This window comes from Dethiosulfovibrio faecalis, from assembly GCF_021568795.1.
Classification (GTDB): Bacteria; Synergistota; Synergistia; order Synergistales; family Dethiosulfovibrionaceae; genus Dethiosulfovibrio; species Dethiosulfovibrio faecalis.
Window position 1 is genome coordinate 70,212 of record NZ_JAKGUE010000011.1, and the last position, 11,519, is coordinate 81,730.

12 protein-coding genes and 1 rRNA gene are annotated in these 11,519 nt (G+C 55.4%); 5 read left to right on the forward strand and 8 right to left on the reverse strand.

Annotated features, from left to right (window positions below):
• Positions 1–3 precede the first annotated feature (3 nt).
• The 7 genes from L2W58_RS08870 to L2W58_RS08900 all read right to left on the reverse strand — a co-directional run bounded on the left by L2W58_RS08870 (position 4) and on the right by L2W58_RS08900 (position 5,422).
• Complete coding sequence (locus tag L2W58_RS08870) at positions 4–1,260, reverse strand: efflux RND transporter periplasmic adaptor subunit (RefSeq protein WP_236102986.1); 1,257 nt, start codon at positions 1,258–1,260, stop codon at positions 4–6.
• Between the two features lie 35 nt (positions 1,261–1,295).
• The gene (locus L2W58_RS08875; protein ID WP_236102987.1) at positions 1,296–1,925 is read right to left on the reverse strand and encodes a TetR/AcrR family transcriptional regulator; all 630 of its coding nucleotides are present in this window, start codon (positions 1,923–1,925) and stop codon (positions 1,296–1,298) included.
• Between the two features lie 332 nt (positions 1,926–2,257).
• Positions 2,258–2,605, reverse strand: coding sequence for a cupin domain-containing protein (locus tag L2W58_RS08880; RefSeq protein ID WP_236100157.1), 348 nt, complete (start codon positions 2,603–2,605; stop codon positions 2,258–2,260).
• 21 nt (positions 2,606–2,626) lie between these two features.
• Entirely contained in the window at positions 2,627–2,956 is a 330-nt protein-coding gene (locus tag L2W58_RS08885; protein ID WP_236100156.1) for a cupin domain-containing protein, read from the reverse strand.
• Between the two features lie 70 nt (positions 2,957–3,026).
• Complete coding sequence (locus L2W58_RS08890) at positions 3,027–3,665, reverse strand: ABC transporter ATP-binding protein (RefSeq protein ID WP_236102988.1); 639 nt, start codon at positions 3,663–3,665, stop codon at positions 3,027–3,029.
• A gap of 31 nt (positions 3,666–3,696) precedes the next feature.
• Complete coding sequence (locus tag L2W58_RS08895; protein WP_236100154.1) at positions 3,697–4,476, reverse strand: ABC transporter permease; 780 nt, start codon at positions 4,474–4,476, stop codon at positions 3,697–3,699.
• Positions 4,451–5,422, reverse strand: a complete 972-nt coding sequence (locus L2W58_RS08900) for an ABC transporter substrate-binding protein (RefSeq protein WP_236100153.1) — start codon at positions 5,420–5,422, stop codon at positions 4,451–4,453. The genes L2W58_RS08895 and L2W58_RS08900 overlap by 26 nt, the downstream gene beginning before the upstream one ends.
• Positions 5,423–5,646: 224 nt before the next feature.
• On the opposite strand from L2W58_RS08900, the gene L2W58_RS08905 reads away from it, so the two are divergent.
• The 5 genes from L2W58_RS08905 to L2W58_RS08925 are packed head-to-tail and all read left to right on the forward strand — an operon-like array spanning position 5,647 to position 11,370.
• Complete coding sequence (locus L2W58_RS08905) at positions 5,647–6,291, forward strand: CerR family C-terminal domain-containing protein (protein ID WP_236102989.1); 645 nt, start codon at positions 5,647–5,649, stop codon at positions 6,289–6,291.
• The gene (locus L2W58_RS08910; protein ID WP_236102990.1) at positions 6,284–7,468 is read left to right on the forward strand and encodes an HlyD family secretion protein; all 1,185 of its coding nucleotides are present in this window, start codon (positions 6,284–6,286) and stop codon (positions 7,466–7,468) included. The genes L2W58_RS08905 and L2W58_RS08910 overlap by 8 nt, the downstream gene beginning before the upstream one ends.
• Positions 7,465–9,159 carry an ATP-binding cassette domain-containing protein gene (locus tag L2W58_RS08915; protein ID WP_236102991.1) on the forward strand — a complete coding sequence of 565 codons (1,695 nt, stop codon included), beginning with the start codon at positions 7,465–7,467 and terminating at the stop codon, positions 9,157–9,159. Before L2W58_RS08910 ends, L2W58_RS08915 begins: the two co-directional genes overlap by 4 nt.
• Positions 9,156–10,262, forward strand: a complete 1,107-nt coding sequence (locus L2W58_RS08920; protein ID WP_236102992.1) for an ABC transporter permease — start codon at positions 9,156–9,158, stop codon at positions 10,260–10,262. The genes L2W58_RS08915 and L2W58_RS08920 overlap by 4 nt, the downstream gene beginning before the upstream one ends.
• 1 nt (position 10,263) lies before the next feature.
• On the forward strand, positions 10,264–11,370 hold the full coding sequence (locus L2W58_RS08925) for an ABC transporter permease (RefSeq protein ID WP_236102993.1): 1,107 nt from the start codon (positions 10,264–10,266) through the stop codon (positions 11,368–11,370).
• 71 nt (positions 11,371–11,441) lie between these two features.
• On the opposite strand, the gene rrf is transcribed toward L2W58_RS08925, so the two are convergent.
• A 5S ribosomal RNA gene (gene rrf, locus L2W58_RS13240) occupies positions 11,442–11,519 on the reverse strand; the annotation flags it as partial.

Consider the following 11,519-nt stretch of genomic DNA (forward strand, 5'->3'; position numbering starts at 1 on the left):
GGTTTAACCGTCGATCTCCCCGTCACCCGATACGATCGGCTTGAGATCGTAATCGGACGCCTGGGCCAACTCCGCAGGAGACTTCTCCCCATCGGTCTCCTCCTGAATGGGAGAGACGACCATACCGGGCCTGACCGACTGAAGCCCCAGGAACACGATCCTCTCGCCGCCCTCCAGGCCGGAGAGAACCTCGCAGTTTTTACCTATGGAATCCCCTACGACTACTCCCCTCCTGTCCACCTTATTGGCATCGTCAACGACGTAGACGAAATCTCCCTGGCCGTCGGCCATGACGGATTCCTGAGGTATGACCGGAACCACGTTGGACCTGGAAGGCCTGGCTTCGATCCTGACCATAGAGCCGGGAACGAGGGCTCCCCCATCGTTCTCGAACCTAAGGCTGACCGTTATGGTGCCGGTCCCCTTATCCATGACGTTGTCCTCGAAGTCCCTCTCGCCTTTTTTGGGGTAGACCTCTCCGTTGACCAGCTTTATGGTCGCGTCGAACACCGACTGATCCCGGCTTTTGAAGGAATCCAGCTGATCCAGATATTCCCTGTCCGGCAGGGCGAAGGAAACCCTTATGGGATCCATCTGCACTATCTTGGTCAGGGTCGTAGTCCCAGCCGGGGTGACGTAGTTACCCTTGGTGTAGAACGCCTCTCCCACTTTTCCCGTTATGGGGGCCTTTATCTTGGTGTAGCTCAGATCTATCTGGGCCAGAGACAGAGACGCCTTGGCCTGCTGTACCTGGGCCTTCGCCTGGAGAAGATCGCTCTGGGCCATGTCTATGTCCGACGCCGAAACGCTCCTGGAGTCGGCGGCATTGAGTCTCTTAAGATATTTGGAAGCCCTGTCGTAGTTGGCCTCCGCCTTGGCCAGCTCGGCCTTCCTGAGAGACACAGTAGTCCTGAACTGTCTGTCGTCTATGGAGAAAAGAAGGTCGCCCTCCTTCACCATGGATCCTTCCTGGAAGTGTACCTCCGCTATCTCTCCGCTTATCTGGGGCCTTATGGACACCGACTGTATGGGCTCCACCCTGCCGATATACTCCCTGGGGACTGCCAGATCGGCCTTTCGAACCACGTGGAGCACCACCACGGGAGCCTGGGGCTTCGCCTGTTCGACCGCCTGAGCTTCGGCCCGGGCCTCGTCCTGCGCCTTTCCGACGAAGTACTCCCTTCCGAAGAAAGCCGCCGCTCCCAGTATCAGGATCAGTAAAACCGCCTTGGCCGAACCCCTTCTGCCTACGTTACCCATGTATAAAAGCACCTACCCTTCGAACTCGAAAAAAATCAATCCACCAACAGACCCCTTATGACCAGGTCTCTGACGGTGTACACGTAAACCTCTCCGGGAAAGCTCACCATTCCCGCAGAAAACTGCTTGGCTACCCCCATGGTCATGGCGTTTATGGCTGCCTCGGCCATGGCGGGCTCGATAGGCCGAAACACTCCGGACTTCACTCCCATGGCTATGACCTCGGCCATGACCTTTCTGACCTCTCTCATAGGGTGATCCTCGTGACAGGCATGATCGGGGTCTATCTTCCTACGCAGATCCTTGTCCTCGTAATAGGCCTGGACCGTGGCGGAGATCAGCTTCCTCTTCTCGTAGAGGTCCATGAAGGTTTTGCCCACTATTTTCCTCAACAGCTCGACCGGATCGGACTTGGCCAGGTCGACGGATCGGACGAAGTCCCTTATCTCCTCGGTGTTCCTCTCCATCACGGAAAAGAGGATATCCCTCTTGTCCTTGAAGTAGTTGTAGACCGTTCCCTTGGAGACCCCCGCCTCCTTGGCTATCCGGTCCATGGTGGTGCCTTTCCACCCCTCTTCCTGAAGGAGCTTCTCCACCGCCGAGATGAGAGATTCTCTTGTCATACTCTCCAATACGGCCTTCTTCCTGGCGGAAAGCCTCGCCATGGCCTACACCTCCCTATCATATCCATGACCGACGGTTTTTATTTTGACCGACGGTCATCATAGATAAAAGAGTCTATTCGATCGGCGGCTCTTTGTCAACGACTGTCTTACCGAAAAATCGCTTGACTTACTGAACGATAAGTAAGTTAGCCTATATAAACAAAAAAGTCAATGGAACAACATTACGAAATCGCTCCACCTAGGCTAGTTCAAGTCTTTGTTTCGGTCTGTCCCCATGTAGAAAGTGGATAAAACGGTGGGGATCACCTCAAAAGAACGGGCCAGGGATAAATATCCCTGGCCCGTTCGACGATATTTGCAAGAGCTTATATCTACGCTTTTACCATTACCAAAAGCATTTTATAAGGGGTGAGTGCCTTTAGGGCATGAGGCACATTGGCGGGCATAACCACAGCATCCCCCGCTTTGGCGGTGGTACAGTCCTCACCTATGGTTATCTTGACACTTCCTTCTAGTACGTAAGCCATGGCATCTCCCGGGGCACGATGGGTACTTAACCCTTCGTTGGTATCGAAGGAAAACATCGTCACCACAACGCCTGGCTTGTTAGCCAAAGTAAGGCTAGAGACCTTCCCTGGATTTATTGCAACGAGATCGGTCAGAGTAAAAGGCACACAGTGTTCCACATTTTTAATGATTTTTTCCGCAGTTTCCACCATCTTTATCGCTCCTTCTAAAAATCAAATCATGGTAATCTGTAGTACCTTGAAAGCCTCTGCGCCACCTACGGCATGAGGAACGTCCTTAGGCACCATAAAGACCTCTCCAGCCTTTAACCTGCTCTTTCGCTCTCCCTGAGCGATCAAGGTCTCTCCTTCCACCACTAGATACATGGTATCTCCGGGGTAACGCTCTTCGCTCACCATTTCCCTGTCCGCAAAGGTAAAAAGCGAGACGTGCACGTGATCGCTTTCGGAAAGGGCCATGCTCACAACCTGGTTCTTCTCTCCTTCGATAAGAGACGCCAGTCCCTCCGCTTCCTGTGTCGGAAGATTTTTTAGAATCCCCACTCGCAAATCCCTCCTATAAAAGTTAAAACTCGTCATCTAGCGAGATCGTACTAATCCCCTCACGGACGGATCACACCGTGATAAGGGAGATTATCCGGGCACGCATCTCCGAAAGCTCCTCGGTATCCACATGGCGCCCTTCTCTTCCAGAAAGGGAGATCTCTTCGATCACCCTGGCAGGACGACGTGAAAAAACCAGTATCCGACTTGCGACCGTCAAGGCTTCATCGATTTCGTGAGTTATGAATAGCACTCCCTGTCTTCTGGTTTCCCACACCCTCAAAAGAGTGGAAAGCATCTCCTGTCGCAAACAATAATCTAAACCTTGAAAGGGTTCATCCATAAGCAGCAGCCGACTGGGATAATAGAAAGCCCTGGCTATGCCGCATCGTTTCAGCATGCCGCCAGAGAGCTGACTCGGATAGAACCCCTCAAACCCCTTTAGCCCGACAGCCTCTATAAGACCAAGAATCTCCTCCCTATTCTCGACGTTCCTCACAAGTCGAACATTGTCGTATACAGTTTCCCAAGGAAGGAGCCGGTTATCCTGAAAGACATAGGCTATACACTCTCTGTCCGCTTCCACGATCCCTCGATCGGGAGACACCAGACCGGAGATAGCGTTAAGCAAAGTTGACTTTCCACAGCCGGAAGGCCCTATGACAGCTACTATTTCGTCCTCTTTGACTTCGAATGAAACGTCCTGCAAAACAGGAAGGGAACGGAAGCTTTTCGTTACATTACGAACTCGTAACACGTCCATCGTCCTTCCAGGAAAATAGAAACCGGGCGACATACCCCGAGAGATAGAACAGCGCCACGGTGATTATGGACCAGGCTATTATGGTCTCGGGTTCCACGTTCAACCTCGCATCTTTTATCATTCCACCGATACCGTCGCTGGTCGTCAGGACCTCGCCCATGACGACTATTTTCCATGCAAGCCCCAAAGCTACTTTAAAGCTGGAATTGAAGTAGGACATCACCGACGGGAAAACGACGTGAAACATCTTCTTTCTCTCCGAGAAACGATACAGATACGCCATCTCGAGAAGCCCGGGATCCACGTTCCTGATACCCTCGGAGACACTGATAGAGATGACCGGAATGGTCGCCGTGACAACTATGAACACGGCAGGCTTGCCGTTAAACCCGAACCACACCAACGCCAGGACCACCCATGCCACAGGCGGGACGGTCTGAAGGATCCCCACCATGGGAGAAAGGATATTCCGAAACCGCTCGGAATATCCCATGATAACTCCAAGGATCACCCCGCCCAGAACCCCCACGAAAAGCCCGGCGAGCAGACGAAAGAGGGTAATCAGGATCATCGAGTAGAGAGCAGGGGTCGAGCATATCTCGTAGAGAGATTGGCAAACGCTCTTTATGGCCGGAACCACGAGAGGAGAGAAGAAAAAGGTCAGAGATTGCCATAGTCCTAAGACCAGAAGCAACGAAAGAGCTCTATCCGCAACCGCCATGGTTCGTTTTTTAGTCTTCGACGTAATACATGCCATCGTCGGGAACTCTGCCTCCAATCGTCCTGGGATCAAAGTCCAGCAAAAAGCCGAAGAAGAGATCCAGATCGGCTTTGGCCTCCATGGCATCCTCGAAATGAAGCCCCATGCTGGGTATCGCCCTGGTTAACAGTTCTCCATCCAGGGCTAGATATTTCTCGGCCAGTTTACCCGCCTCCTCAGGGTGTTCCAAGGTCCAGATAAGACCCTCTTCGTAGCCTTTCTGAAAATCTTCTACGAGATCGGGGTTTTTTTTCGCGAAATCTCCCATAACTCCCATCCCCGCATTGGGAATTCTGGAATCGTTCTTGTTAATACGTCGCCACTCCTCCTCGAAGCTCGCGCCTACCCGGGCTTTCGGATTGGACATAAGAACCTTGGTGGCCATGGGCTCGATCAGAGTTGCGTATTCCGCCCTGCCCGAGGCGATCATAGCAGCTACCTCGGGCATGGAAGCGTAAACGATATTTACGTCCTTTTCGGGATCGAGCCCCGCCTCTTCCAAAAAACACCGGGTAAAGACATCGGGAGGAGAGCTCTTGAGGTTCACGTAGACATCCTTACCTCTGAGATCACTCCAGCTTCTAAACTCTCGGTCCGTGGTTATAAAATAGGTGACGCCCCATGTGTTCACGTTCAGAAGCCTTACATCCAACCCCTTGTTGTAGAGCTTGGACATAACGGTCAGAGGGAAAGCCAGAAAGTGATGCTTTTTATCCTGCACCATGGCTATTAAGGTCTCGGCCTCACTCCAAAAATCTAACTTGATCCTTACTTCGTCGCCTAGAGTATTGTTTTCCATCATGTAGAGCAACGGCAATGCAGGAGGGGCCTTAGGAGTCCCTACGGTTATTAAAAAAGTCCCTTTCTCCTCGGAGTATCCAGAAGCGACCATTAGAAAAACCATGGTAACCGCGCACATGACACCTATAATTCTCTTCAGCATCTTAATCTACCCTTTCTTGACCGTCTTAAACCTCGTCAAGCGACGAAAGTCATTGCATGTCTAACGAACTAAATTAGACAAACCTTACTATGTAAGATCTAGCCTGTCAAGAAAAACAACGAGGCTAAGGCAGGGTCTTACCTCTAGTACCAGTTGACGAACAGCCGTCAGGGTCATAGAATAAAACAAACGATTTAAACGCATGTTTGAAAAGGAGACTCGACATGACAGGGATAAAGACGACCAAGCAGAAGATCCTCGACGCCGCAGGGATAGTTTTCGGGGAGAAAAGCTACAACGAGGCCACGATAAGGGAGATATGTTCACTGGCCGAGGTAAACCTTGCGTCGGTAAACTACCACTTCGGGAGCAAGGAGATGCTGTACCGGGCCCTCCTGGAGAACATACTCACCACCATCATAGAGAGACATCCGGCTGTGCCGCCGGGAGACCACTCCGCCGAGGAAAGGCTGGCCTTTTTCCTGAGAGCCTACGTCAATCGGCTCGTCGGAGAGGCTCGAATCCCCGGCAACGAGGGCAGAATAGCCCTGCTTTCACGGGAACTGCTCCATCCCTCGCCGATAATGACGGAACTCATGGTCGAACACGTCTACCCCCAAAGGGACATACTAATGTCCACCGTGGCGGAGCTTTTGGGAGACGATGCCACGAGACGGCAGGTGCTGCTTTGCGTCATGAGCTCGGTGAGTCAGTGCTTCTACATGATATTTTTCAGCGACACAATAAAGGCCATCGGCCTGGCCGGAGAGGCCAGGGATATAGACATGGACACCCTCGCCCGCCACGCCGCGACCTTCGCCCTGGCGGGTATAAAGGCGATCCGTAAGGGAGGGAAGATCGATGGATAAAAAAAGGGCTTTCATAGGAATCGCCGCGGTAGGAGCGGCCCTTACGATAGCGGCAGCTGCGTCCTGGACCCTGGGAAAAAGCGGAAACGGGACCATCTCCCTCTCCGGAACGGTGGAGGCCACCACGTCGACCCTCAGCTTTCGTGTAGGAGGATATGTAAAGACCGTCCGCGTCGACGAGGGAGACCGGGTAAAAAAAGGGGAGGTCCTGGCGAAACTGGACACCGAAGATCTGAAGCTGGCGCTGGAGACTGCAATAGCAGAACAGATTATGGCGGCGGCGAACCTGGAGGAGATGGAGGAAGGCAGCCGCCCGGAGGAGATAGCCGCTGCCAGCGCCGACGTCCAGAAGGCCAAGGCGGCCTTGGCCGAGATGGAGGGAGGCTCCAGGGTCCAGCAGATAGCCGAGGCTCAGGCCAGGCTTAACCAGGCCGTCGCCGCCAGACGGTCCGCCGAGGCCACTTTGGAGATGGCCAAGGCAGACGACGAGAGGTTCGGAAACCTCTATAAATCGGGATCCATAGGCCAGAGGGAGTACGAATCCTACAGGACGGCATACCGCAACGCCCAGGAAAAACTCCACGAGGCGAGGGCATCGGTGTCGGCCGCCTCCCAACAGCTGAGCCTTCTGAAGGAGGGAAGTCGCAGGGAGGACGTACTACAGGCTTACGCCGCCCTTCAGGGAGCCCAGGCCCGCTACGACCTCGTAACGGCCGGTCCGAGAGAGGAGATCAAGACCCAGGCCAGAGCCAGACTGAGAGCGGCCAAGGCCAGAACCGACATGGCCGCTCTGAAATTGGAATACGCCGAGCTAAGGGCCCCCTTCGACGGAACGGTGCTGGTGAAGGCCTCGGAAGAGGGAGAGAACGTCTCCCCCGGAACACCGGCCTTCTCCCTTGCCAGGCTGGACCGACCATGGATAAGGTGCTTCGTAATGGAGACCGACCTGCCCCACATAGCCCTCGGACAGAGCGCCTTGGTGGAGGTGGACGGACTGGACCGCAGGATCGAGGGCAAGGTGACATACATATCCTCTCAGGCGGAGTTCACCCCCAAGACGGTGGAGACCAGGAAAGAACGGGTCAACCTGATGTACCGCATAAAGGTCCGGGTCGACAACGACGACGGAGTTCTAAAGATAGGCATGCCCGTTACGGTGAGGATAACCCCGAGATGACCGCCCTCGTCGAGGTCCATGACCTGGAGAGGTCTTTCGGGAACCTCCGTGCGGTGGACCGTCTGTCCTTCTCTGTAGACCCGGGGGAGATCTTCGGCATAGTCGGCCCGGACGGAGCCGGAAAGACCACGGTGCTTCGAATACTGGCCACCGTGCTGGACGGAACAGGAGGCTCCGCCAGGATCGACGGCCTTGACGTGTCGGAGGAACCGGACCGAGTCAAGGACCGAATAGCCTACATGAGCCAGAGGTTCGGCCTCTATCCGGACCTGACGGTGGAGGAAAACGTCGGCCTCTACGCCGACCTCTACGGTCTGCCCAAAAAAGGTAGATCCGAAAGAATAGACGAGCTGCTTCGCTTCAGCTACATGGACCCCTTCAAGAAGAGGCGTGCGGGCGCCCTGTCGGGAGGGATGAAACAGAAGCTTCAGCTGGTCTGCGCCCTGATCCACACCCCTAAGGTTCTCCTCCTGGACGAGCCTACCAACGGGGTGGATCCGGTAAGCAGAAGGGATTTCTGGCGCATGCTCTTCGGCCTGTCGGACCGGGGGGTCGCCACGGTGGTAACCACGGCCTATATGGACGAGGCGGAGCGATGCCACAGGATCGCCCTGATGGACAAAGGGAGATTTCTAGGACAGGGAACCCTGGAGCAGGTGAGGTCCCTCATGTCCGGCAAGCTGTACTCCTTCACCACCAGGACACCGAGAAAAGCGGCAGAGGCCCTCAGGACCAGGGACTACTGGCACCCCACCCCCTTCGGCGACTCGATACACCTGGAGTGTCCCGACGACGTCGCCTCCTCGGAGATAGAGGCCATCCTGCGAACGGCCTCTATACCTCACGGTGCGGTGGAGGAGACGATTCCATCGCTGGAGGACGTCTTCGTGTCGGCGGTCTCCGAGGCCCGAGGGAAGAGGGCGACGGCACCTCCGGGGGAGATACGCACCTTCAAGGACGGAACGGCGGTAACGGCCAAGAACCTCACCAAGACCTTCGGAGACTTCACCGCCGTAAACGACCTGTCCTTCGAGGTTCCTCAGGGGGAGATTTTCGGTTTTCTCGGCCCCAACGGAGCGGGCAAAAGCACCACCATAAGGATGCTCTGCGGCCTGCTTTCCCCCAGCTCGGGACAGGCGGTGGTGGCGGAGGTGGACGTCGAAAAAGACCCAGAGTCGGTCAAGCGGAGGATCGGCTACATGAGCCAGAAATTCTCCCTCTACGAGGATCTGACCGTGGAGGAAAACCTGAACTTCTACGGCGGGATCTACGGCCTGGACGACTCCAGACTGACGGCGAGAAAGGAATGGGCCCTCGACATGGCAGACCTGTCCCGCAGGAGAGGCGACATGGCAGGATCCCTCACCGGGGGATGGAGACAGAAGCTGGCTCTGGCCTGCGCCGTGCTTCACGAGCCTCCGATAGTGTTTCTCGACGAGCCCACCAGCGGGGTGGATCCCGTGAGCCGACGGACCTTCTGGGAGCTTATAAACGACATGAGCGACAGGGGGATAACGGTGTTCGTCACAACCCACTACATGGAGGAAGCGGAATACTGCAACCGACTGGCCATGATCTTTCGGGGAGACATGATAGCACTGGGAACCCCGGGAGAGCTGAAAAGACGGACAGAAACGTCCTCTATGGAGGAAGCCTTCGTAGAGCTGGTGGAGGGAGGCGAGAAAAGTTGAATCTCCAAAGGCTGTCCGCACTGATAAAAAAGGAGTTCATACACCTCGCCCGGGACCCCAGAAGCCTCGCCCTGGCCGTGGCCATGCCTGTGATACTGATACTGCTGTTCGGCTACGCCCTGAAGATGGACCTTAAGGACGTCCCGACGGTGATCTGGGACGACGACGGCAGCCCCCAAAGCAGGGAGCTCATCTCCCTCTTCGACGGATCGCCCTACTTCGACGTGGTCCTCCAAGTGAAAAGCCTAAAGGACCTGGAAACTGTCATCGACAGGGGAGAGGCTCTTGTCGGACTGGCCATACCGGCGGACTTCTCCGAGGCGGCTCTGTCCAGACGAACCGCCCGATTCCAGGCGGTGGTTGACGGATCGGACGCCACGACAGCCAGAATGGCGTCGGGCTACGTGTCGGCCCTGGCGATGGCTTTCTCCCCGGAAATCACCCCATCCTTCAGGGCTCCGATCTCCTTGACCAGTCGAAGCTGGTTCAACGAGACCATGGAGAGCACCTGGACCCTGGTCCCGGGGGTGATAGCCATAGTGATGGTGGTCATAGCTGCCCTTCTAGCCAGCACCACCATAGCGAAGGAGTGGGAGACAGGCACCATGGAACAGCTCATAAGCACCCCGATCAGGAAGGGAGAGCTACTGACCGCCAAGCTAGTACCCTATCTGGTCATAGGACTGGGAGACATCGCCCTGTCGGTCGCGGCGGGACGTTGGCTCTTCGGGGTTCCACTCAGAGGCAACCCAGCCCTGCTCTTCGCCGCCGGTACGGTTTTCCTGCTGGGATCGCTCCTATTCGGACTACAACAGAGCGCCAGACTGAGGTCCCAGCTTCTGGCAAGCCAGGTGGCCGTCATGGCCAGCTACGTTCCGACACTGCTCATGAGCGGTTACGTCTTCTCCATAGCGGATATGCCCATGCCTCTTAGGTGGTTGACCTACGTGGTCCCGGGAAGATACTTCATCTCCATACTTCGGGGAATATATCTGAAAGGAGTGGGCCTTTCGGTGTTGTGGCTGGACCTGGCCTTTCTGGCCCTGTACGGCACTCTGATGGCGGCTTTGACGGCTAAGGCCATGAGGATGAAGGTGGATTGATATGTGGAAGAGACTCGAAAGGATGCTCGTCAAGGAAGGGCTTCAGATCGTAAGGGATAAGAGGATGAGGCTTCTTGTGTTCGCCATGCCGGTGATGATGATGCTGGTGATGTCCTTCGCCATGACCACCGATCTCCGCCAGGCCAAGCTGGTGGTGCTGGACCTGGACAGGACGCCGTCCTCACGTAAGGTTATCAGAAGCTTCGTGGCGGGACGTCATTTCTCTCTGGGATGGTACGTCTCTTCTCCGGAAAACCTGAAAGACCTCATGGATCGTGGAGACACCAGGGCGGCGCTCTGGATACCCCGAGGATTCGAGGCGGATATTCTATCCAGACGGGGAGCCTCCATCCAGATACTGCTGGACGGAACCTACTCCCTAGACTCCGGAACCATACTGAGCGCGGCCTCGGCGGTGATAAGAGGGCTGAACGAGGAGCTTGTCTCTCCGGACTCGATGGCAGGAGCGGTGGATCTCAGGCTGAGAAACTGGTTCAACTCAAACCTGGACAGCGAAAGATACTACGTCCCTGGGCTAATAGCCATGATGTTGACCCTACAGAGCTTACTGGTCGCCGGGGTTTCGATCGTAAGAGAAAAGGAGATCGGAACGATAGAACAGATAATGGTCACTCCCATAAGGGGGATCGAGTTCATACTGGGCAAGACCCTGCCCTACATGGCAATGGCCTACCTGATAATGACCGCCATGCTCGTCATAGCCCTCATAGTATTCGACGTCCCCTTTAGGGGAAGCCTGCCGCTGCTCTACGCTCTCACCGCGATTTTCCTAGCGGGGAATCTGGGCTGCGCCCTTCTGATAAGCGTAAGCGCCACCACCCAGCAACAGGCCCTCCTGACGGCGTTCTTCTTCCTCATGCCGGCCATACTGCTAAGCGGATTCGTCTTCCCTGTCCGGAATATGCCCATTCCTGTCCAGTGGCTCACAGCTTTGAACCCTCTCAGATGGTATCTGGAGATAATGCAGGCTATCCTCTCCAAGGGAGTAGGGCTAGCGGACCTGATCCCTCAGATATCGGCCCAGACCGCTCTGGCCCTGGTATCGCTGACCGCCGCGGGCAAGGGATTTCACAAGACCCTGTCATAAATCATAAAAACGCATTCAGCCCCGACCATCGAAGGATGATCGGGGCTGGGAGTAGAAAAAATAGAAAAGACTCTTGGCAGCGACCTACTCTCCCACGAAGCGAATCGCAGTACCATCGGCGCTGGAGGGCTTAACTGCCGGGTTCGGCA

What these genes read in the sequence shown, in the direction of transcription:
- L2W58_RS08870 (WP_236102986.1), bottom strand. Translation starts at nt 1,260, where the DNA reads ATGGGTAACGTAGGCAGAAGGGGTTCGGCCAAGGCGGTTTTACTGATC.
- L2W58_RS08875 (WP_236102987.1), bottom strand. Translation starts at nt 1,925, where the DNA reads ATGGCGAGGCTTTCCGCCAGGAAGAAGGCCGTATTGGAGAGTATGACA.
- L2W58_RS08880 (WP_236100157.1), bottom strand. Translation starts at nt 2,605, where the DNA reads ATGGTGGAAACTGCGGAAAAAATCATTAAAAATGTGGAACACTGTGTG.
- L2W58_RS08895 (WP_236100154.1), bottom strand. Translation starts at nt 4,476, where the DNA reads ATGGCATGTATTACGTCGAAGACTAAAAAACGAACCATGGCGGTTGCG.
- L2W58_RS08900 (WP_236100153.1), bottom strand. Translation starts at nt 5,422, where the DNA reads ATGCTGAAGAGAATTATAGGTGTCATGTGCGCGGTTACCATGGTTTTT.
- L2W58_RS08905 (WP_236102989.1), top strand. Translation starts at nt 5,647, where the DNA reads ATGACAGGGATAAAGACGACCAAGCAGAAGATCCTCGACGCCGCAGGG.
- L2W58_RS08910 (WP_236102990.1), top strand. Translation starts at nt 6,284, where the DNA reads ATGGATAAAAAAAGGGCTTTCATAGGAATCGCCGCGGTAGGAGCGGCC.
- L2W58_RS08915 (WP_236102991.1), top strand. Translation starts at nt 7,465, where the DNA reads ATGACCGCCCTCGTCGAGGTCCATGACCTGGAGAGGTCTTTCGGGAAC.
- L2W58_RS08925 (WP_236102993.1), top strand. Translation starts at nt 10,264, where the DNA reads ATGTGGAAGAGACTCGAAAGGATGCTCGTCAAGGAAGGGCTTCAGATC.